The organism is Pseudomonas sp. IzPS59 (assembly GCF_014863505.1).
GTDB lineage: Bacteria > Pseudomonadota > Gammaproteobacteria > Pseudomonadales > Pseudomonadaceae > Aquipseudomonas > Aquipseudomonas kribbensis.
Genome location: NZ_CP062251.1, coordinates 3,884,792 through 3,904,968 on the forward strand (window position 1 = coordinate 3,884,792; position 20,177 = coordinate 3,904,968).

Sequence of the window (20,177 nt, forward strand, 5' to 3'; positions counted from 1 at the left end):
GCGTTGGCCGTGATGAATGATAGCCACCCGCCACCAACCCCGAATCGATACGCCATGTCAGCGATGCTTGAATGACTCAACTCTGGATCGGCTCTGCCCTTGTCGTTGTGCTGATGGTCGTGATCGCCGTGTTGATTCGTCGCGAGCGTGCCCTGCGTCGGCAACTTGCCGAATACCGTGAATTGCTCACTCGCGCGGCCGAAGGTCAGAACATCCACCAGGATGGCGACGCCGAGCGCTTCAAGCGCAGCCAGTATTTTGCGCGGATCGGCACCTGGGATTGGGAAGTCGACACTGACCGACTCTATTGGTCCGACGCGATCTTCGGCATGTTCGGCTTCAAGATCGGCGAAGTGACGCCGTCCTACGCCTTGTTCTGCTCCTGCGTCCACCCGGACGACCGCGCCAAGGTGCGCGCCGGGGAGTTGCGCTGTCTGGAAACCGGTGAGAATCACGACGAGGAATACCGCGTGGTCTGGCCCGACGGCACGATTCGCTGGCTGCGGGAAACCGGCAACGTGGTGAAGAACGATCATGACGCGATGATCAAGATGATGGGTGTGGTACGCGACATCACTGAAGAGAAGGCCTCGGCCAGTTACCTTCAGCACCTGGCCCACTTCGATCCGCTGACCGGTTTGCCCAATCGACTGGTGCTGGAAGAACGCCTGTCAGAAGCACTGGAACATGCGCGCGCTACCGAGACCCGGGTGGCGCTGGTGTTCATCGATCTCAACGGTTTCAAAAGCATCAACGACCGCTACGGCCACGCCGCCGGCGACCGCGTCCTGATCACCACCGCCACACGGCTGAAACGCATCCTGCGGGTCAGCGACACCGTCGCCCGCATCGGTGGCGACGAATTCGTGGTCATCCTGCAAGGCCTCGCCCCCGGCCTGAACCTGCAGGACGAAGCCCGCAGCATCTGTCAGAAAATCTTCATCGAACTGTCGCCGCCCATCACCATCGGCAACGACCAACGCCACATCGGCACCAGCCTCGGCGTCGCCGTGTTCCCCGACCATGCGCCGACCATGGACCGGCTGCTACACATTGCGGATCTGGCAATGTATGAGGCCAAGCGCAGCGGGAATAATCAGTATCGGTTGGGTGGTGAAAACCCGGTGCGGGCAAGTGCACCGGGATTTGGAATGTGAGCGTTAACGCTCCACCGGTTTAATGTCCACAATCGTCCCGTTGGTGATCATCACCATCACGTACTTGTCGTTCATCTGCACCCACTGTGCCTGCGGATCCGGTTGCTTGAGGCCTTTCTGTTTCCAGTTCTTGATGGCTTTTTCGCTGCGCTGGTAGACGTCCGGGGCGCGGTCGTTGACCTTCAGTTCGCGGCCGTCGGTGGGCGAGCGTTCGACGGTGTCGGTCGAGGGTTGCGCCGCTTGAACGAGTGGGGTGATCCCGGCGATGCCGGCGACGAGGGCCAGGCTGGCGATCAGGGGCTTGTTGTTCATCGGTGAACCTCCTTCAGATGTGTGATACCTGAACTCCGACTGCGGGGTTCGGGAATCATTCCTTGTTTTTAATCATGAACGCCTGAGTGAGGATAAATCAGCATCGACCCTCCCCGTAGAGAAGAAGATAGATACTGATTTTGACCGATGTGAAAAAGCCTACGGGTGTGCTGATCCTGTCTCTACGGCGTGCCTGCGGCAGTCTTTGCCCGTCGCCGCTGCACTCTCATTAAGTGGACTCTCTCCAGAACCGATGCGGCATAAAGTTCGGCATCGATACGACTCAATGCGGCTTTGGCCTTGAGTGCGATATCCGGAGGAGCCAAAGAAAGCCCTTGAGCCGACAACTCGGCATCGGTCTTGCGAAGTATTGCGAGTGCACCTGCGAGGTTGCCGGAGTCAGGAACCGGTCCGGAAAGAATGGCAGCCTCTGCCATTGGCGCCAGTCGCGCCCTGGTTCCCTTGATCACAGGTATGGGTGTGGGTAATGCGGCCAACGATTCTCGCGGCGTTGATAGCGACAGCAGGTGCAGCGGCGTGTTTGCTTCGGCATCCCGACGAGTCAACGCTGGCAAGCCCCACAAGGCTTCCAGCAAGGCTGGTACAGATGAGTGATCGTATGGCGTGGAATCTACCGTTCCCGGGGCGATCAGGGGAGATACGGCGACAGCAGGCACCCGAACACCGGCAGTCTTGAAGTCAAAACCGTGAGTGTTATAACCATAGGAGGGATTATCACCGGGGGCAGTAATATTCCCTGGCTTTACCGAATCGTAGAACCCGCCATGCTCGTCATAAATGACCAGCAGTAAACTGGTGTTCCAATAAGGCGAATTCCGGATGGCCGAGTAGACCGCACTGAGCATGTTCTCGCCGCCATAGACATCGTCCATCGGATGCTGCGATGAACCGCCGGCATAGGTTCCATTGGCCAGATTTCCGTAATGCGGCTCTATGAAGGTGTAGCCGTAGGGATAAGGACCTTGAAGGTCGTTGGCGAAAGACCCCAATGAATGCATATCCAACATGCTGATACCGTTCAGCGCTGAAACCTGAGTGATTGCTCCAAGCTTCGATCCGCTATTGGCGTCATCACTGTAGAGGCTGAGGCCATTGGCTTGAGCATCATGATAAATGCGATAGGGAATATTCGCGTTTTCCAAACGTTGAAAGATAGAACCGTTCGGGTATTTGAATCCACTCAGTTCCCACCCGGCCATCTGAGGCCCTGTCGGACTGTCATCGAAACCGGATGAAGACGCTCCATGCACAAAAAAACGGTTGGGCCATGTCGGCCCCGGCATCGAGGAGAACCAGTGATCGCAGACAGCGAATTGCGTTGCCAGGTTATAGATCGCCGGCAATTGATGCCGCGTGTCAAAGCAAGACATGACATCGATTATCTGTTCCGGTTGTGGTGGCTTGTGCGGGGTTTCAGAGGTGGATGTTGAATAGCTACTGGCAAACCCGGAGTTATTGATAGGAGGATAAGGAGCGACCGACGGCAAAGGGCCCGCACGACCGGTCAACTGCTGAACAACATCGGCAAATTCATGACCGGGATCTGTTGGCATATTTAGAGGCGCACTGCCTTGAACGAAATATTTTTGGTCATTGATTTCGTTGTAATCATTTTTGGTCGCAGCGCTTATTCCGGGAATTCCAGACATGGCAAAAACATTATCAAACGAATGATTCTCCAGCATCAGCACAAAGACATGAGTAATAGGCGCTGCCGGTGCCACACGCGTCATCCCGTCGGAACAACCGCCGGACCTCAGCGTCACACTGAATGTCGTGGAGCTGACAGAAAGAGTAAGGGTCTGGCCCGCGTCAGCACTTTGCAGTTGGCATTCTTTCCAGTATTCATCGGTGGAACTTCCAGAGTTAATGTAGAACCCCGCCGATGGACCATCCTTGACGTGTACCAGTACAGACCAATAATCCAGAATCGCGCCTGTTGCCAAACCTGTCTCGAAGAAAACCGTCATCGGGCCTGCGATCTGCCCCGGCTCGGCAGACCATGAACCGCGCTGCGTGCCGTTACTCTGGTTGGTGTGAAACAGGATAATCTCGGCGTTCCCGTTCGTGGCATTGATGATCTTGATACTGGCTGACTGTTGCGTTGCCATGTCGCTACCTCCGTGTAAGACATAGGTGGGAATTAATTAGTGTTTATCCAGGTTCGGCAGATCGCAAATGAAATTAATTCAAACGCCTCGCGCCGCTGGTTAAAACTAATAGCAGTGCCGTGACAGGGGCGCAAATATCACTTAGACGGAATAGCGAGCACTGCCTGCACAATCATGCAATTTTGCTATTGCCGGGCAATTCCAAAATTTCTTTTATCCACCCGGGCATTTAAAGTTAACTGGAACAACTCAACACTCCCTTCGCGAAACTTTCACACTTTATTGATTAATCGTGATTTCACTTAAAAAACGTTTTCCCGCCAAGGTCGATCCAAGTTGACACCTGAAGCAGCCTGGTTGCCTTCAGGGTCAAAGGTCACAGAAATTGATACGCTTTGAACATCAATCCATGCCAACTATGCAATTAACAGATCGATCCCCCTGCGCCACTATCCGCCCCAATAAAAACCGTGCGCCGCCTCCCCGTCGCGCACGTCATAAAAGCGGTGGAGTATTTTTCGATGACAGCCTCAATCCCACACGGCGGCTCGCGGGCCGGTGCCATTTTCCGGGTGACCTCGGGTAACTTCCTCGAACAGTTCGACTTCTTTCTGTTCGGCTTCTACGCCACGCAGATCGCGGCGGTGTTCTTTCCGGCGAGCAGTGAGTTCGCTTCCCTGATGATGACGTTCGCGGTGTTCGGCGCAGGCTTTTTGATGCGTCCGCTGGGGGCTATCGTGCTCGGTGCGTACATCGATGACGTCGGTCGTCGCAAAGGTTTGATCGTCACCCTGTCGATCATGGCCAGCGGCACAATATTGATTGTGCTGGTGCCCGGATACGAATCCATTGGCCTGTTCGCACCGGCGCTGGTGCTGATCGGGCGCTTGCTGCAAGGCTTCTCGGCTGGCGCGGAACTGGGCGGTGTGTCGGTGTATCTCTCGGAGATCGCCACCCCGGGCCGCAAGGGTTTCTTCACCGCCTGGCAGTCGGCCAGCCAACAGGTCGCGATCATCGTTGCCGCCGCGCTTGGCTTTGCCTTGAACCAGTGGATGGCGCCGGATGTGATTGCCGATTGGGGCTGGCGGATTCCGTTTTTCGTTGGCTGCATGATCGTGCCGTTCATCTTCCTGCTGCGTCGCAACCTGGCGGAAACCGAAGAGTTCGCCACCCGCAAACATCGCCCGAGCATGAAAGAAGTGTTCCGCACCCTCGGCCAGAACTGGGTCGTGGTCATCGGCGGGATGTTGATGGTTGCGCTGACTACCACCGCGTTCTACCTGATCACCGTGTACGCGCCGACCTTCGGTAAAACCGTGCTGCATCTGAGCACCTCGGATGCGTTGCTGGTGACGCTGCTGGTGGGCGTTTCGAACTTCTTCTGGCTGCCGATCGGCGGCGCGTTGTCGGACCGTTTCGGCCGTCGTCCGCTGTTGATCACCATGTCGCTGCTGGCCCTGGCGACCACTTATCCGGCGCTGTCGTATCTGGTGCAGGCGCCGAGCTTCAGCCATATGTTGCTGTCGCTGCTGTGGCTGTCGTTCATCTACGGCATGTACAACGGCGCGATGATTCCGGCACTGACCGAGATCATGCCGGTTGAGGTGCGTGTGGCCGGTTTCTCGTTGGCCTACAGCCTTGCCACCGCCATTTTCGGCGGCTTCACCCCGGCGATGTCGACCTTCCTGATTCAGTACACCGGCGACAAGGCTGCGCCAGGTTACTGGATGAGTGTCGGCGCGCTGTGTGCGTTGTGCGCGACGCTGTATCTGTATCGCCGTGCGGGCGGTCGTCTGCAACCTGTCGCTGCCTGAGGAGAGCATCATGAAAAAACTCATGACGGTTACTGCCCTGCTCGCCGGCCTTGCGTTCAACGTTGCGGCCCAGGCTGAAGAACTGCGGGTAATGACCTCCGGCGGCTTCACCGCCGCCTATAAAGTCCTCGGCCCGAAGTTCGCCGCGAACACCGGCAACACTCTCGACACCATCCTCGGCCCGTCGATGGGCAAAGCCCCGGAGGCGATCCCCAATCGCCTCGCCCGGGGTGAACAGGCCGACGTGGTGATCATGGTCGGCTACGCCCTCGACGACTTGATCAAACAAGGAAAGGTCGACCCGGCCTCGCGGGTGGAACTGGCGGATTCGCGGATCGGCCTGGTAGTGCGCGAAGGCGCGCCGAAACCGGATATCAGCAAAGTCGATGCCCTGAAGAAAACCCTGCTCGATGCGCAATCGGTGGCCTACTCCGACAGCGCCAGCGGCGTGTACATCGAGCAGCAGTTGTTCAAGAAACTCGGCGTCGAAGATCAGCTGAAACCAAAGGCGAAGATGATCCCGAAAATCCCGGTAGGCTCGGTGATCGCCACTGGCGACTATCAACTGGGCTTCCAGCAGGTCAGCGAATTGCTGCCGGTGCCGGGGGTGACGTATGTCGGGAAGATCCCGGAATCGGTGCAATCGGTAACGCGTTTCGCGGCGGGGATTCCAGTGGGTGCACAGCATCCTCAGGAGGCCAAGGCGTTGCTCGCCTATCTGGCCGCGCCTGCCGCTCAGGCCGACGTACAGGCCACGGGGCTGGATTCGGTCAAGCGCTGACCTTCGGCGGCTGGACTTTCATTTCCACCACCAGCCGCTCCAGTTCCAGTGCCGCCGGGGTCAGCGTACGACCCCGGCGCTTGATGATGCCGACACTGCGCATCACTTGCGGATCGGTCAGCGGCACCCGCGTCAGGATCGGATGATCCGCCGCCGGCATCGCCATCAGCGGCACCGCCGCCGCACCCAACCCCGCTTCCACCAGACCGATCATCGTCGTCACGTGCAGGGTTTCGCAGATGCTCGGCCGTTGCGGCACCACTTTCGCCAGCGCCTGATCGAGCAAGAAACGATTGCCCGACGTCTTGTCCAGCGAGATGTAATCCTGCTGGTAAAACTCGTCCCAACTGACGCTGCTGCGACCGGCCAAAGGGTGATCGCGGCGACAGGCCACCACGTAGCTCTCCTGCACCAGCGGCTCGAAATCCACACCCGCCTCCTGGGTGCCCATGAAACTCAGGCCGAAATCCGCCTCGCCATTGACCACCGCCGTCAGCACGTCGTGGGCGCTGGAGTCGAGGACTTTGACTTTGATGCGCGGGAACTGCTGGTGATAGCGGGCGACCACCCGTGGCATGAAGTAGTACGCCGCCGACGGCACGCAGGCCACGGTGACGTGGCCCTGTCGGTTAGAGGCGACTTCGCTGATGCCGAGCAACGCCACGTCCAGATCATCCAGCAAACGCTCGACACTCGGCATGAAGCCGCGCCCGGCCTGGGTCAGGCTGACCTTGCGCGTGGTGCGCTCGAACAACTTCACGCCGAGAGCGTCTTCAAGCTTCTCGATGCGCCGGCTCAGGGCGGGTTGCGAAATGCGCACGGTGTCCGCGGCCTTGCGGAAACTGCCCTGCTCGACCACCGCACGAAAGGCTTGCAGGTCATTGAGGTCGAAGTTGATGGCCATGGGAAACTCGGGAGGAATTGATTCGCTGAGGCTATAAATGTAACCAATTGATGCAAATTGTTACAGGAGCACATGCGCTCAAGCAGGGTCTGCGGTAGATCTGTAATCGTTTCAGCCTTTATCCTTGTCGCCCCCCGCCGTACCGCGTTACTGGAGTTCCGCTCATGCCCCATGAAGGCAATCTGTTGCAAGCCGCTGTCGTGTTTCTGTTCGCGGCCGTGCTCACCGTTCCCCTGGCCAAGCGCCTGCAACTGGGCGCGGTGCTCGGTTATCTGTTTGCCGGGGTGATCATCGGCCCGTCGGTGCTGGGCCTGATCGGCAATCCGCAGAGCGTCAGCCATATCTCCGAGCTGGGCGTGGTTTTGCTGCTGTTCATCATCGGTCTTGAGCTGTCGCCGCGACGTTTGTGGGTGATGCGTAAATCGGTGTTCGGCGTTGGCCTCGCGCAGGTGTTGTTGACCGGTTCGGTAATCGGCGTTCTGGCGTTGTCAGTGTTCGGCCAGCCGTTGAACAGCGCGATAGTGCTCGGCCTCGGTCTGGCCCTGTCGTCCACTGCGTTCGGTCTGCAAAGCCTGGCGGAACGCAAGGAACTGACCAGCCCCCACGGTCGCCTGGCGTTTGCAATTCTGCTGTTTCAGGACATCGCCGCAATCCCGCTGATCGCTCTGGTGCCGATGCTCGCGGGCGTCGATCATCACACCAGCACCGCCGACGATGTACGCCACAGTTTGCAGGTATTGGGCAGTATCGCCGTGGTCGTGATCGGCGGGCGTTATCTGTTGCGCCCGGTGTTCCGCATCGTCGCGAAAACCGGTCTGCCGGAAGTGTCTACCGCCACCGCGTTGCTGGTGGTGATCGGCACGGCGTGGATGATGGACATGGTCGGCGTGTCGATGGCGCTGGGCGCCTTCCTTGCCGGGCTGCTGCTGGCGGACTCGGAATATCGCCATGAACTGGAAGCGCAGATCGAACCGTTCAAAGGCCTGCTGCTGGGGCTGTTCTTCATCAGCGTCGGCATGGGCGCCAACCTCAGCCTGTTGTTCAGCGCGCCGATTACCGTGCTGGGGCTGACGCTGCTGCTGATCGCCTTGAAGTTGCCATTGCTGTTTGTGGTCGGGCGTCTGGCTGGCGGCTTGAGCAAAGTCAGTGCGATTCGCCTTGGCATCGTGCTGGCGGCGGGTGGTGAGTTTGCCTTTGTGGTGTTCAAGATCGGTCGCGATCAGGGTCTGTTCGAACCGCGCCTGTACGACTTGTTGGTGCTGACTATCACCCTGTCGATGGCCGTCACGCCGTTGCTGCTGTTGATCTGCGCACGGCTGGTCAGCCCGAAGGTGCAGCCGGTGGAAGTGCCGGAGAAGTTCCGCCAGATCGACACCGAAACCCCACGGGTGGTGATCGCCGGCATGGGCCGGATGGGCCAGATCGTGGCGCGGATCCTGCGGGCGCAGAACATCAAGTTCGTGGCGCTGGATACCTCGGTGGAAACCATCGAACTGTCCCGCAGCTTCGGCGGCGTGCCGGTGTTCTATGGCGACCCGATGCGCCCGGAAATCCTCAGCGCGGCCAAGGTTGGCGAAGCGGAGTATTTCGTGATTGCCACGGACGATCCGGAGACCAACATCAAGACTGCCGAGATCGTGCGCAAGCTTTACCCGCACATGAAAATCATCGCGCGGGCGCGTAACCGGCAGCACGTTCATCGTTTGGTGGATGTGGGCGCCGATCCGATCCGGGAGACTTACTACTCAAGCCTGGAAATGAGCCGTCGCACGCTGGTTGGCCTGGGTTTGACCCAGGCCCAGGCCGATGCGCGGATCAAGCGCTTCAAGCACCATGACGAACAGGTGTTGGAGGCTCAGCACGCGGTGTACGACGACGCGGCCAAAGTGCTGCAGACCGCACAGGAAGCGCGGGCGGAACTGGCCCGATTGTTCGAGTCGGATCAACTGGAAGAACAGTCCGGCAAGTCCTGAGCCCCGCCATCAAGCCTTCCCGCGCAATGCGCGGGAAGGTTCTGATCAGGCCATCTCCAGCGCCCGCTCTTCCTGCACGGGCGCCGCTGCAAACCGGTCCGCCAGAAACGGTGTGATGTCCAGCGGCAGCGGCTCATCGTTGACCAGTTTGTCCAGCAACACCCCGGTGATCGCCGACGTCAGCACGCCGGTGCGGAAGTGCCCGCAGGCGTTCAGGTAACCCTCCACCCCGGCCATCGGCCCGAGAATCGGCAACTCATCCGGCGAGCCCGGTCGCAGCCCGGCCCAGGTGCGTTTGAGGTTGATGTCCGCCAGTTCCGGCAGGCAGCGAACCGCGCCCTGCACCAGCCCGGCGATTTCCGGCCAGGTGGTGGTGACGTCGAAGCCTTTGTCCTCGGTAGTGCTGCCGATCAGGATTTCGCCGTTGTCCTTTTGCGCCATGTAGCAATCGCTGGTGGTCAGGCAACCGTTGAGGATTTTCGGCAGGCGTTCGGTCAGCAGGATCTGGCCTTTCACCGGTTTCACCGGAATGCGAATACCCGTGGCCCACTCGCTCAAGTCTGCAGCCCACGCGCCCGCCGCGTTGATCAGGGTCTTGCAGTGGAACACCCCGGCTTCGGCGGTTTGCACGCCGGTCACCCGTGAGCCGTGATGCAGCACGCCGGTGATGTTGGTGTTGACGTACATGTCCACGCCGTTCTGCCGGGCGCCTTCGGCGTAGGCGTCGGCCAAACGGAACGGGCTGACCTGGTGATCGCAGAGGAATTCCAGCGCACCGCGTGCTTCATGACTGACGCTCGGCTCGGACTCGCGCAACGCCGCCTGATCGAGCCAGCGCACCTGATCGGCCAGATGCGGAATGCAGCCGACGATGTGCTCGGCGTACAAGCGGTCCTCATCGTCATAGATCACGAATTTGAGCCCGGTCTTTTCGAACTTGAAGTCCATCCCGTGGTTGTCTTTCAGCTCACGGTGCAGCGCCGGGTACAGCGCGTTGGACTGCAAGGCGAAATCGAAGAACGATGGCGGCAAAATGTGCGGGGTGCTGGAGTCCACCGCCACCGCCGCGCCCTGGGTTTCACGCTTGCGGTTGGCCGACATCATGCGGAAGAAAATCACCCCGCAACCCAGCCCCACCGACTCACCGATGGCCCACAAGCCACCGGCCGAGGCGCGGGTCGCGTTACCCGGGCGCTTGGCGTCGATCATCGCGACCTTGAGGTTTTTGCGCTTGGACAACTGATAGGCGATGGACGCGCCGATCACACCGCCGCCGGCGATGACCACGTCATAGAACTTACTCATGGGAAACGGCCTCCGTGCCGAGGGACTGGAATGCGGAAAAGGGAATCGGATCGACCGGGAAACGCGGCCGCAGCCAGCCGACATCCTTGCGCCCGGTGGCCTGACGCAAACGGTCGCTGCAATAGCCGACGCACATCCGCCCTTGACAGTCGCCCATGCTCACGCGGGTGCGCATTTTCAGGCTGGCGATGTCTTGCACTCCCTGCTCCAGCGCCCGGTCGATGTCGGCGCGGGTGGCGTGTTCGCAGCGGCAGATCACCGTGTCAGCCGCCGGCAATGCAATCTGCCCGACGCCGCGTTCGGTGTAGCGATCCACCGCCGCACGGAATCGTACGATGGCTTTGAGTTTGCCCAGGTAACGGTCGCGGCGGACCCGCGCCAGCTCTTCTTCCAGCACACCGCGTTGCAACAGGATCGAAGTAGCGGCGATCTTGCCGGCCAGCATCGCCGCTTCACCGCCGCGAATCCCGCCCATGTCGCCGGCCAGATGCACGTGGGGTTCGCTGCTCTGCTGCCAGATGTTGGAATTGGCACGCAGGTAGCCGTCGTCGCTGAAGCCGTGATCCAGGCCCATTTGCTGACTCAACTGAGTACGCGGAATGAAGCCGTAGCCGACCGCGAGCGTCTTCGCTTCGAAGCGCTCGACGCGGCTCATGTCCGGCTCCCACGTCGCCGAGTACGGCGCCACGCTGACGCTTTTCAGTTCGCCTTCGCCGTGCGCCTCGACCACGCCCCAGCCGTAGTTCATCGGGATGCCGTGCAGTTTCAGGTAGGCCAGCATGCTCAAGCCGTCGAGGAACAGTTGCGGCTTGTTCAGCAGCGCCAGGCTTTCCTTGGCAATCTTGCCGAACGCGCAGGCCTCGTAGACACCGACCACGCTCACGCCGGACGCGTGCAACTGGGTCGCCACCAGTGGCAACAGCGGCCCGGTGCCGGCGATGACCACCGGCCCCTGCGGCTTGACCACACCACTTTTGATCTGCAATTGCAGGCCACCGAGCATGATCACGCCGGGCAGCGTCCAGCCGGGAAACGGCACGCTGCGTTCGTGACAACCGGCGGCCATCACCAGTTGCGGATAGCTGATTTCGTGCAGGCGCTCATCACCATCGAGCACCACCAGCGAGCGGGTGCCTTCGGCGCCGACCACCCGGTGATGCAGACGCACATCGATCAGCCCGGCCTGCTCCTGAAAGTCGCCGTGCAGTTTGCTCAGCGCTTCGGAGTAACGCGGCCCCAGATAATCCAGCTGCACGCCGTCACGCAGCGGTCCGCGATAGACCACACCGCCAAGGCGCGACGCCTCTTCCAGCAATGTGCTGCGCACGCCATGGCGCGCCAGTTCGATGGCCGCCGCCATGCCCGCCGGCCCACCGCCGACAATGACCGGATGCTGGCTCATGGCGCCTCCTGCCCGTGAATGCGGTTGACCTGGGTTTCGACCTGCATGCCGTCACGCACCACGGTCTGGCAGGCGCGGCGCTTGTGCCGGCCATTGATTTTCACCAGGCAGCACTGGCACACGCCCATGCCGCAATAGGCACCGCTGACCTGGTTGTGATCATTGCGCGCGACCTGGCGCACGCCGAGGGACTGAATGACGCTGAGCACGGTTTCGCCGATGGCGGCAGTGACCGGCTGGCCGTTGATGTGGACAGTCATATCCGCCTGCGTCAAAGGCTGGATATCGAAGGTTCTTTCTAGGCAGTGCATTGCGATGATCATCCGTGAAAAGGTTCAGGTGAGGTTGAAACAGCTCCTTGCTGCACTACACCTCGCCGGCTCGTGGAAGTTATCTCTCTATCGGGCCGGCAGGTCTGCTCTGATCGCGCAGCAAAGTGCGCGCAAGCAATGTAGTCGATCCAGCGGCAAGGGCCGGGAAATTTCACGGTAGGGGATATCGCGCCGGAGAATATTGATCCAGGCCATGGAAATGACTGTACGGTTCTGTACCGCTCCATCGACCGGACAGCAAAAAGCCGCTTTCACCCGAGGGTGAAAGCGGCCGAGGCATAAGCCCCAGAGGGATCAGTGCACGAACAGGGCAATCAGGATGATGATCGGGATTGGCACGCCGAGGAAAAACAACAGTAGTGAGCGCATGGTGATGCTCCTTGATTAACGGACTGGGGGCACAGTGGTCGTGGTGTAGGTGTCGACTTCAACGTACTCGACGGCATCCCGGCGGCGACCGCCGAAGGTGGCCGACAGGCTGGCGAAGAACGCGCCGGCCAGCAGCGCGATGAACATCCACAGCGAAGTCCAGGCAGCAACTTTGGCGGCGGTGTCAGCCGCCTGTTGCGCTTTCACTTTGGCGTCAGCGATGGCTTTTTGCGTGCGAGCGTAGATTTCATCCACGCGACGTTCGGCATCGGCCTGGCTCAGGTTGGTGCGTTGCGCCACGAGTTGCGCAAGGTAGGTACGATCCTCAGGGCTGAGCTGGCCGTTGGCCAGGCTCTGGGCGAAGATCCGGGTCACGGTGCCGCGAGCGGCGTCGTCACTGACGGCGGCAGGACGGTCATCGCGGAACAGACTGTCGACGAAGTAGCCGTACTGATCGCTGCTGGTGTTGGCCGCAGCCGTGCCGGCGGCTTGAGTCATTGCACTGGCGGCACCGCCGGCGACACTCGCACCGGCCTGCACGCCACCACTGACGATGCTGCTGACCGAGCCGACTACCAGCGTCGCAGTGACCAGCGTTGCCACGCACCAGGCGAGGAAGCCATGGGCGGTGTCGCGGAAATACACCTCGTCACCGTGCATGTTCGCCCACTTCACCCGCAGGCGACCGGCAATGTAGCCACCCAGGCCGGAAGCGATGATTTGCGTCGCCGCCAGCCACACGATTGTCGAAATGCCCACGCCCTTGGCGCTGACGCCCTCCCCGGCCCACGGTGAAACAGCAGAGAAGCCCAGACCGAAACCGAGCAGCACCAGAATCATCGACAGCGCCGCAGCCGCTGCGGCCCCGGCGAAGATCGCGCCCCAGGACACCCCTGAGACGTTGCTCGACTCTCCATCAAAGGCAGGATAAAACCCATCAGAGGATCTATTCATTGTTGTTCTGCTCCCGGCATGAAAAATGGTGTTACAACTCGTCAGCAGATGAATTGCAGTGACCGTGCCAGTCGCCAGCATTAAATAAATCGTTTTGATTCAATCAGTTAAAAAGACTGAACTTTAATAAACCATGCATTTTGCAAGTTCATCGAATAGTCACCGCTTTTATTGCATGAGTCTGGATCCGCACGCCACATCCCCCCCATTGGCTAGTTTGAGTTCTGGTAGCAGTGCTGCACTTCGGTGCCTTTGTAGGCAAGCTCGATCAAGCGATCAGTACACTTGTTTTTACTCGTGGGAAGCACATAACGAACATCCCCCTGCATATCGTGCATGAGGTTGACCATCAAAATCCTGGCCACCTCCGTCATACTGAACAGGTCCCCGCGCTCTTGCGCGCTCGCGCCCCAAAGCCCGAGAAAATTCACAATCCAGTTATTCAATTTCACCATCTGTGGAACACTGACGAACTCTTCGATCAGGTAAGTCAGTTCTCCCTCACGGATCAAGGATATTTCTTTTGCCTGGAATATCGCGTCAATGACGGACGATTCCATGACATCGCTCTCGCGCAACGACTCCGGGTTCAACCCTACAAACGAGCTATGGTAGGCACCGTAATCTTTATGCCGAACACCCTTCTCTTCAACCGTCTGCGAAAACACAGTCTTTCTGTAAAAAGGCTTACTTACCATATAAGCATAATCACTGAGCAGATGAGACATGTCATTCATGATTGCCTTGTCCCATGTGATCTTGTTTTTCTTTTTCCCCTCAAAATTTTCCAGACAGTTATGCGTCCAGTACCCTAGACGCTCCCAATAGATAGCAATCAATAAAGGCATACCATTATCGCGCGCATAATTATTGAGAGCGTGCTTTTGCTTCACCATAAGCTCACATGCTGTTTTCTGCCCCCGAACAGACTTCACTTCAACCAACAATGAAAATCTGCTTTTCTGCGAATCCTCAACCAGCAATGTATAGTCTGGAACCTGATATTCAGCCTTGTACTTCTCCTCTTGCCGCTGATGCATTCCATTAATATTTTTAATCCAGGGCAACGCGGAGAAGATGGATTTATAGTTATCTTCAACATCAAGCCCGCTTTTAATCCTGGCCAGATTCCCTTTAATCCCGGGATCAACAATTTGCTGATGAAGACGCTCCAGCATATCGGGAGGAACATCGAAATTCTTTGTCAGTTGATGGAGTAACTGCGCTCGCTCCATATCACTCATTACAGCATCCTTTTCCTGAAAAATGGCGGCATGTCGACTGGAAGACCAATCCATTTGCCCAAGCTGTCCAGGCGCCTCTCACATGCATCAATTGGGCTGGACATCCCGCGTTTCCCGTGTGAGGCTTGCGGGCGGAATCGTAATGCCATCATCACTCTCTGACAAGGATCGCCATGAACCTGGACAACCCTCAGCGTCTCAAGCTTGCGCTGAAACTGCTTATTCTGCTGATCGTCGTAGTTATGTTGTTCGCTGGAGGCTACTGTCTGCTTAGTCAGCAACTCAACACCGGACTATCCAAAGACAAGATCGTCGACTTTCCAGACTGCTTGTATTTCAGCATTGTCACCATCACGACCCTGGGTTACGGCGACCTGGCTCCGACAGGCGCAACACGAATACTAGCCGCTACGGAAGCACTCTTTGGTTTGATATTTGCCGGGTATTCGATTTCCCAGGTCATGTCGCTGAAACAAGAATCGCTGATCGAGTACCTGACCTCTGAAAGAATAAAATCCAACTACAACAAATGTATCGAAGACATCATTGATGCCAAGGAGCAAATCGGTGATCGCAGACGCTATCTTAAAATGTACCAGTCAGTAAATCCGATTGAATTTACGCTGTTTCGCGAACATCCGTTCTATCCAGCGCTCAAGAGCATGAAAGCACTCGCGGAATACTCTGCGCACATTGAACAGATCGGTCGCTCGCCCTCTCTAGTAGAAGAAATAAAGCTGACGGCTCATCATGTTGAAGAACTGGCAAGCTTCAGCAGAAAATACCTACACTGGCTTGTTCAATACAAAGTCGAGTGGAATACACGCCAGACAAAAGAAATAGTCATGGATCTTTGCAAGGAAATTGACAACTACGCTTCACTTCCCGCCATATCAAAGCACCTTTCAGCAACACCGTATAAAGGTGGCGGGAGTTACGTCCAGATTGTCAGCAACGCGACTCTGAATATTCGAAATAGATTCTAGCCATTCACAAAATAGTTCCCGGCGGAGGTCACAGATCAATCAAATACATCAGAACACGTTTGCGCACATGAATTTTTTTTCAGGTTGTGAAATCTGACTTATTGGCAAACTATACCCTTGACCGATTGATTTCAGATCAGGACTCACCATGACTCGCATCTTGACCATCGAAGACGACGCCGTGACCGCCCGGGAAATCGTCGCCGAACTGAGCAGCCACGGCCTCGACGTGGATTGGGTCGACAACGGCCGCGAAGGCCTCGACCGCGCCGTCAGCGGCAACTACGACCTGATTACCCTCGACCGCATGCTGCCCGAACTCGATGGCCTGGCCATCGTCACTACCTTGCGCACGATGGGTGTGTCCACGCCGATCCTGATGATCAGCGCCCTGTCCGATGTTGACGAACGCGTACGCGGCCTGCGCGCCGGCGGTGACGATTACCTGACCAAACCCTTCGCCACCGACGAGATGGCGGCCCGGGTCGAAGTGTTGCTGCGCCGCCAGAACAACGGCGGCACCCAGCCCACCACCCTGCGTGTGGCGGATCTTGAGCTGGACCTGATCAGCCACGAAGCCAGCCGCGCCGAGCAGGTGCTGACGCTGCTGCCGACCGAATACAAACTGCTGGAATTCCTGATGCGCAACAGCGGCCAGATCCTGTCGCGGATGATGATTTTCGAGGAAGTCTGGGGTTATCACTTCGACCCGGGTACCAACCTGATCGACGTGCACATCGGTCGCCTGCGCAAGAAGATCGACCCGCCGGGCAACGTCCCGCTGATCCGCACGGTGCGAGGCTCGGGTTATGTCATTGCCGAACCCGTCTGACGGTTGGCGTTCCTCCAGCAGCCGGTTGCTGGCGCTTTACAGTTCGTTGTTCGTGGCCTGGAGCGGGATCCTCATGGGGGTCATGTATTTCGAGGTGTCCGGTTACCTCGACAACCTGGCCAAGCATTCGCTGATGCAGCGTCAGCATCTGTTCTCGCACTTTCGCGGCGAGCAACTGGAAGACGCACTCGCCGCCAGCATGACCTTCGACATTCGCGGCATCGACGCCTACGGCCTGTTCGCCGCCGACCACACCTACCTCGGTGGTGCCTTGCAGCAGATGCCCGCCGGCCTGCCGCTGGACGGCAAGATCCACGAACTGCGCGACTGCTCCGAATCCGACGACCCGACCCTGCCCGCCGACAGCTGCGATGCGGTCGCCACGCCGACCCGCGACGGTCGCTGGCTGGTGCTGGTGCGCGACAACGGCTCGCTGTTCGCCGTGACCCGGATCATTCTGCGCGCCCTGCTCTGGGGTGTTTCGCTGACGATCGTGCCGGGGATCATCGGCTGGCATTTGCTGCGGCGCCGGCCGTTGCGGCGGATCCGCGCGATTCAGGCCAGTGCCCAGTCGATCGTTGCCGGTGACCTGACCCACCGCTTGCCCGTGTCCAATCGCCGCGACGAACTGGACATGCTCGCCGCCATCGTCAACGCCATGCTCGATCGCATCGAGCGCCTGATGAACGAAGTCAAAGGCGTGTGCGACAACATCGCCCACGACCTGCGCACCCCGCTGACCCGCCTGCGGGCGCAGTTGTATCGCATGCAGCAGCAGGCCGGCGAAGGCTCGCCGGAGGCGGCGCAACTGGATCTGGTGCTGGCCGAGGCGGATACGTTGATGGCGCGTTTTCGGGGTTTGCTGAGGATTTCCGAACTGGAAGATCGCCAGCGCCGTTCCGGATTCGTCGAGCTCGATCCGGTGCGATTGCTGCAGGAACTGCATGAGTTCTACCTGCCGCTGGCCGAGGAAGACGAACTGCGATTCGAGCTGAACATGCCGGAAACCCTGCCGATGCTGAATGGCGACCGGGCGCTGTTGTTCGAGGCGCTGGCCAACCTGTTGAGCAACTCGATCAAGTTCACCCCGCCGGGTGGCACGGTGATTTTGCGTGGAGTGAATGACGCGGGGCATACACGGATCGAGGTGCACGATTCCGGCCCCGGCATTCCCGAGTCGGAGCGGGAAGCGGTGTTTCAGCGTTTCTATCGTGCGGAGGGTGGACAACCGCAAAGCGGTTTCGGACTGGGGCTGTCGATCGTTGCGGCGATTGTCAGCCTGCACGGGTTCAGTCTTGAGGTGGGTCGCAGCGATCTGGGCGGGGCGAAACTGGTGCTTGATTGCAGGCAGAGCCTGATTTCACAGTCCTGACTTTTGGGCAGTGATCGTTCCCACGTTGCGTGGGAACGATCATGAAACTCAGGCCGGGTAATTGGCCCGCAGCGCCTCAAGTCCACCCTGATAGATGCCGCTGAACAGCGCCACCACTTCCTCATCGCTCACGCCCTTGGCCGTGAAGCGCCCTGACCACGTCACCTTCGCGCCCTGGCCCTGGGCTTCAACGCGAATCGTCGCCAGATAATCCGTGGCCGGAAACGGTGCCTGCAGGATCGAATAGCTGTAGGTCTTGCCGGCGTTATCAAAAGTTTCCAGGCGCTCGACCACCACCCCGCCGTCGGCGGTTTGCAGGCTGCGCACGCGCCCGCCTTCGCTCAGTTCACTCTTGGGAATGAACGGCAACCAGTCCGGCAGCGTGTTGAAGCCGCCGATCAATTGCCAGACCTGATCGGCCGAAGCCGGGATGTCGATGGATGCTGATGCTGTTGCCATAAATAAATGTCTCTCTCAAAAATTCAGATTGCCAGGCTGTCGACTACGCCGCCGTCGACGCGCAGTGCGGCGCCGGTGGTGGCCGAGGACAGCGGTGAAGCGATGTAGGTCACCAGGTGCGCGACTTCTTCGACATTCGCCACGCGCTGGATGATCGAGGTCGGACGGGCCCGGCGCACAAACGCGTCGGCTTCGTCCCGCAGGCTGCGACCGGATTCGGCGGCGGCATCCTTGAGCATCTCCTCGACACCGTCGGTGAAGGTCGGCCCCGGCAGGATCGCATTGACCGTGACGCCAGTGCCGGCCAGCCGTTTGGCCAGGCCATGGGACACCGCCAGGTTGGCGCTTTTGGTCACGCCGTAGTTGATCATGTCGGCCGGGGTCGCCACGCCGGATTCCGAAGACAGGAAGATCACCCGGCCCCAGCCCTGCTCGACCATCGCCGGCACGTAATGCCGCGACAGACGCACGCCGGAGATCACGTTGATTTCATAGAAGCGCGTCCACTCATCATCGGGCGCATCGAAGAAATCCACGGCGTTATAGATCCCGAGGTTGTTCACCAGGATGTCGGCTTTCGGTTCGGCGGCGAACAGTTTCTGCGCACCTTCGGCCGTGCCCAGATCTGCCGTCAGACCGCGCAGTTTCGCGCCCGGCACTTTGTCGCGGATGCTCGCCAGTGCCTGCTCGACCTTGGCCGTGTCGCGACCGATCACTACCACCGTGGCGCCTGCCTCGGCCAGTGACTGGCTGATGCCCAAACCGATACCCGCCGTGCTGCCGCTGACAATCGCCAGTTTCCCGCTCAGATCGATCTTCATGCTTTCACCTCGTCGATAGGTAATGGTGCACGTTCGGACACCAGTTTCGCTTCACGCATGGCCTGCCAGAAACCGGCAGGAATCACCGCCGACAACGCCGCCACGTCTTCGGCGATCCGCCCCGGTTTGCTCGCGCCGGGAATCACCGCCGCCACTGCCGGATTGGCCAGGGAGAATTGCAGCGCCGCTGCTTTTACATCCACACCATGGGCCGCCGCGATACGTTTGATCTGCTCGACCTTGGCAACGATCTCAGGGCTGGCCTTCTGGTATTCGAAGTGCGCGCCACCGGCCAGGATCCCCGAGCTATAAGGGCCGCCGACGACGATTTCAACGTTCTGTGCCCGCGCCGAATCCATCAGGCGTTGCAGGGCCCGTTCGTGGTCGAGAAGAGTGTAGCGGCCGGCCAGCAGAAAACCGTCGGGCTGCGCTTCGGCCAGATCAAGGGTCAACTCGCAAGGCTCGACCTTGTTCACGCCCAGCCCCCAGCCCTTGATCACGCCCTCTTCGCGCAGGCGGGTCAGGACTTTGAAGGCGCCGGTGCGGGCCTGATTGAAGTACTCCAGCCATTGGTCGCCGTAGAAGTCCTGAGCGATGTCGTGGACCCAGACGATATCGAGGCGATCGGTTTTCAGGCGTTCGAGGCTGTCTTCAATCGAGCGCAACGTGGCGTCGGCGCTGTAGTCGTTGACGATCTTGTTCGGGCGGCCGTGTTCGAACACCCCGCTCTTCTCGCCCAGATCCCGGGCGGCGGCGTCTTCGACTTCATCGAGAATCACCCGGCCGACCTTGGTGCTGAGCACATAGTCGTCGCGCTTGTAGCGGGACAGTGCTTCGCCGAGGCGGATTTCCGACAGGCCCGAGCCGTAGAACGGCGCGGTGTCGAAGTAACGCACGCCGGCATCCCAAGCCGCATGCACGGTGGCCTGGGCTTCTTCTTCAGGAATGGCGCGGAACATGTTACCCAGTGGCGCGGTGCCGAAGCCCAGTTGGCCGGGCAGTTTGTCTTTCAAACTCATGGGGATTTC

Annotated in this window: 18 protein-coding genes; 7 read left to right on the forward strand and 11 right to left on the reverse strand. The window is 59.2% G+C overall.

Annotated features, from left to right (window positions below; genetic code table 11):
• The first annotated feature begins 71 nt into the window (after window positions 1-71).
• Window positions 72-1,157: a sensor domain-containing diguanylate cyclase gene (locus IF189_RS17335; RefSeq protein ID WP_192551983.1), complete on the forward strand. Its 1,086-nt coding sequence runs from the start codon at window positions 72-74 to the stop codon at window positions 1,155-1,157.
• A gap of 3 nt (window positions 1,158-1,160) precedes the next feature.
• Here IF189_RS17335 and IF189_RS17340 read toward each other — a convergent pair whose 3' ends face one another.
• Both IF189_RS17340 and IF189_RS17345 read right to left on the reverse strand, forming a co-directional pair.
• Window positions 1,161-1,469, reverse strand: a complete 309-nt coding sequence (locus tag IF189_RS17340; RefSeq protein ID WP_134826282.1) for an RcnB family protein — start codon at window positions 1,467-1,469, stop codon at window positions 1,161-1,163.
• A 182-nt stretch (window positions 1,470-1,651) separates the two neighbouring features.
• Window positions 1,652-3,601: an alkaline phosphatase family protein gene (locus IF189_RS17345; protein WP_205884484.1), complete on the reverse strand. Its 1,950-nt coding sequence runs from the start codon at window positions 3,599-3,601 to the stop codon at window positions 1,652-1,654.
• Between the two features lie 521 nt (window positions 3,602-4,122).
• Here IF189_RS17345 and IF189_RS17350 point away from each other — a divergent pair.
• Together IF189_RS17350 and IF189_RS17355 are read left to right on the forward strand one after the other, a co-directional pair.
• A complete protein-coding gene (locus IF189_RS17350; RefSeq protein WP_192551984.1) occupies window positions 4,123-5,415 on the forward strand; it encodes an MFS transporter in 1,293 nt (430 codons plus the stop codon).
• Between the two features lie 10 nt (window positions 5,416-5,425).
• A complete protein-coding gene (locus IF189_RS17355; protein ID WP_134826280.1) occupies window positions 5,426-6,196 on the forward strand; it encodes a substrate-binding domain-containing protein in 771 nt (256 codons plus the stop codon).
• On the opposite strand, the gene IF189_RS17360 is transcribed toward IF189_RS17355, so the two are convergent.
• Window positions 6,186-7,100 (reverse strand): LysR family transcriptional regulator, encoded by a 915-nt coding sequence (locus IF189_RS17360; protein WP_192551985.1) that lies wholly within the window; start codon window positions 7,098-7,100, stop codon window positions 6,186-6,188. The two genes, IF189_RS17355 and IF189_RS17360, sit on opposite strands and share 11 nt — an antisense overlap.
• A gap of 164 nt (window positions 7,101-7,264) precedes the next feature.
• Between IF189_RS17360 and IF189_RS17365 the strand changes: the two genes are divergently transcribed.
• Window positions 7,265-9,073 (forward strand): monovalent cation:proton antiporter-2 (CPA2) family protein, encoded by a 1,809-nt coding sequence (locus IF189_RS17365; RefSeq protein WP_114883912.1) that lies wholly within the window; start codon window positions 7,265-7,267, stop codon window positions 9,071-9,073.
• Between the two features lie 45 nt (window positions 9,074-9,118).
• Here the strand turns inward: IF189_RS17365 and hcnC are convergent, their stop codons facing one another.
• From hcnC to IF189_RS17390, 5 genes are all read right to left on the reverse strand, one after another.
• Window positions 9,119-10,378 carry a cyanide-forming glycine dehydrogenase subunit HcnC gene (hcnC, locus tag IF189_RS17370; protein ID WP_192551986.1) on the reverse strand — a complete coding sequence of 420 codons (1,260 nt, stop codon included), beginning with the start codon at window positions 10,376-10,378 and terminating at the stop codon, window positions 9,119-9,121.
• The gene (gene hcnB, locus IF189_RS17375; RefSeq protein ID WP_134826278.1) at window positions 10,371-11,780 is read right to left on the reverse strand and encodes a cyanide-forming glycine dehydrogenase subunit HcnB; all 1,410 of its coding nucleotides are present in this window, start codon (window positions 11,778-11,780) and stop codon (window positions 10,371-10,373) included. Before hcnB ends, hcnC begins: the two co-directional genes overlap by 8 nt.
• On the reverse strand, window positions 11,777-12,091 hold the full coding sequence (gene hcnA, locus IF189_RS17380; RefSeq protein WP_114886732.1) for a cyanide-forming glycine dehydrogenase subunit HcnA: 315 nt from the start codon (window positions 12,089-12,091) through the stop codon (window positions 11,777-11,779). Before hcnA ends, hcnB begins: the two co-directional genes overlap by 4 nt.
• Before the next feature lie 405 nt (window positions 12,092-12,496).
• Window positions 12,497-13,435 carry a hypothetical protein gene (locus IF189_RS17385; protein WP_192551987.1) on the reverse strand — a complete coding sequence of 313 codons (939 nt, stop codon included), beginning with the start codon at window positions 13,433-13,435 and terminating at the stop codon, window positions 12,497-12,499.
• A gap of 212 nt (window positions 13,436-13,647) precedes the next feature.
• Window positions 13,648-14,679 carry a hypothetical protein gene (locus IF189_RS17390; RefSeq protein ID WP_192551988.1) on the reverse strand — a complete coding sequence of 344 codons (1,032 nt, stop codon included), beginning with the start codon at window positions 14,677-14,679 and terminating at the stop codon, window positions 13,648-13,650.
• A gap of 173 nt (window positions 14,680-14,852) precedes the next feature.
• Here IF189_RS17390 and IF189_RS17395 point away from each other — a divergent pair, with 173 nt between their 5' ends.
• The 3 genes from IF189_RS17395 (at window position 14,853) to IF189_RS17405 (ending at window position 17,869) form a co-directional block, all read left to right on the forward strand.
• Window positions 14,853-15,665 carry a potassium channel family protein gene (locus tag IF189_RS17395; RefSeq protein ID WP_192551989.1) on the forward strand — a complete coding sequence of 271 codons (813 nt, stop codon included), beginning with the start codon at window positions 14,853-14,855 and terminating at the stop codon, window positions 15,663-15,665.
• 148 nt (window positions 15,666-15,813) lie between these two features.
• Window positions 15,814-16,497 carry a response regulator transcription factor gene (locus IF189_RS17400; protein WP_085711556.1) on the forward strand — a complete coding sequence of 228 codons (684 nt, stop codon included), beginning with the start codon at window positions 15,814-15,816 and terminating at the stop codon, window positions 16,495-16,497.
• The gene (locus tag IF189_RS17405; RefSeq protein ID WP_114883917.1) at window positions 16,475-17,869 is read left to right on the forward strand and encodes a sensor histidine kinase; all 1,395 of its coding nucleotides are present in this window, start codon (window positions 16,475-16,477) and stop codon (window positions 17,867-17,869) included. Before IF189_RS17400 ends, IF189_RS17405 begins: the two co-directional genes overlap by 23 nt.
• A gap of 48 nt (window positions 17,870-17,917) precedes the next feature.
• On the opposite strand, the gene IF189_RS17410 is transcribed toward IF189_RS17405, so the two are convergent.
• The 3 genes from IF189_RS17410 to IF189_RS17420 are packed head-to-tail and all read right to left on the reverse strand — an operon-like array spanning window position 17,918 to window position 20,168.
• On the reverse strand, window positions 17,918-18,328 hold the full coding sequence (locus IF189_RS17410) for an SRPBCC family protein (RefSeq protein ID WP_134826277.1): 411 nt from the start codon (window positions 18,326-18,328) through the stop codon (window positions 17,918-17,920).
• Between the two features lie 23 nt (window positions 18,329-18,351).
• Window positions 18,352-19,149 carry an SDR family NAD(P)-dependent oxidoreductase gene (locus tag IF189_RS17415; RefSeq protein ID WP_134826276.1) on the reverse strand — a complete coding sequence of 266 codons (798 nt, stop codon included), beginning with the start codon at window positions 19,147-19,149 and terminating at the stop codon, window positions 18,352-18,354.
• Window positions 19,146-20,168 carry an aldo/keto reductase gene (locus IF189_RS17420; protein ID WP_134826275.1) on the reverse strand — a complete coding sequence of 341 codons (1,023 nt, stop codon included), beginning with the start codon at window positions 20,166-20,168 and terminating at the stop codon, window positions 19,146-19,148. Before IF189_RS17420 ends, IF189_RS17415 begins: the two co-directional genes overlap by 4 nt.
• Between the last annotated feature and the right edge of the window lie 9 nt (window positions 20,169-20,177).